The sequence below is a fragment of the Streptomyces sp. NPDC089915 genome (assembly GCF_040684675.1).
In the GTDB taxonomy this organism is placed as follows: Bacteria; Actinomycetota; Actinomycetes; order Streptomycetales; family Streptomycetaceae; genus Streptomyces.
In genome coordinates, this window is the sequence record NZ_JBFBGN010000434.1 from 1 (window position 1) to 1,026 (window position 1,026).

General features: G+C 70.0%; 1 protein-coding gene. It reads right to left on the minus strand.

Annotation, left to right across the window (positions count from 1 at the left end):
- The coding region (gene sbnA / locus AB0O29_RS36420; RefSeq protein ID WP_365160855.1) for a 2,3-diaminopropionate biosynthesis protein SbnA at nt 1-915 on the minus strand (915 nt) is incomplete at its 3' end.
- Nucleotides 916-1,026 lie beyond the last annotated feature (111 nt).

Genomic DNA, 1,026 nt, shown 5'->3' on the forward strand with positions numbered 1-1,026 from the left:
CCAGTCGGCCCGGTAGACGGGTTCGAGGTAGCGCTCCCCGAGGTCGGGGGCGATGGCGACCGCGGTCACCGGCCGGTCCCACTCGGCCAGCCACTGGGCGGCGCCGTTGACCACGGTCCCGGTGGAGCCGCCGAAGACGAAGCCGTGGCGGGCCAGTTGGTGGCAGGTGCGGATCGTGTCGGCTTCGTCGACGTGGACCACGTCGTCGATGTAGGAGGGGTCCAGGAGCGGGGGGCGGATGCTGGTCCCGAGGCCGGGGATCATGCGGCGGCTGGGCGGCCGCCCGAAGGTGGCTGAGCCCTCCGCGTCGATCGCGACGATGTGAACCGGGCGGTGCCAGGTGCGGAAGTAGCGGGCGCACCCCATCAGGGTCCCGGTGGTGCCGGCCCCGACGAAGAGCACGTCGAGGTCGGGGAAGGCCCGGGCGATCGCCGGTGCGGTGGTGCGGTAGTGGGCCGTGTGGTTGTTGGGGTTGGTGTACTGGTTGAGCCAGACATAGCGGTCGTCGGACGCGCACAGGGCGCGGACGTGGTCGATACGGGCGCCGAGCAGGCCGCCGTCGGGGGAGGGCTCGGTGATGACGTGGACCTCGCTGCCCAGGGCTTCCAGGAGCAGCCGGGTCGCCAGGTTGCAGCGGGAGTCCGTCACGCACACGAACCGGTAGCCCTTGCTGGCCGCGATCATGCTCAGTGCCACGCCGAGGTTGCCGGAGGAGGATTCGACCAGGACGGAGCCCTGGGAGAGCAGGCCGTCGCGTTCGGCAGCCTCGACCATCGCGTTCGCGGCCTTGAGCTTGATCGACCCGGCGAAGTTGAACCCTTCGCACTTCAGGAACAGCCGGTGTCCGGTGATCGCCTGGAGGTCGATGTAGAGATCGTCCTGGTTGAACGCCTGGGGGGTCGAGATGATCGGCATGGTCGCCTCCTTGTGTGCACACGCATCGGCGTACGGGTGCCGAGGCCCGGTGTGGCGGCGGTTCGGTAGCACCTCGTCGGCTGCGGGGCCTTCGGGGACTTCCAGTACGCG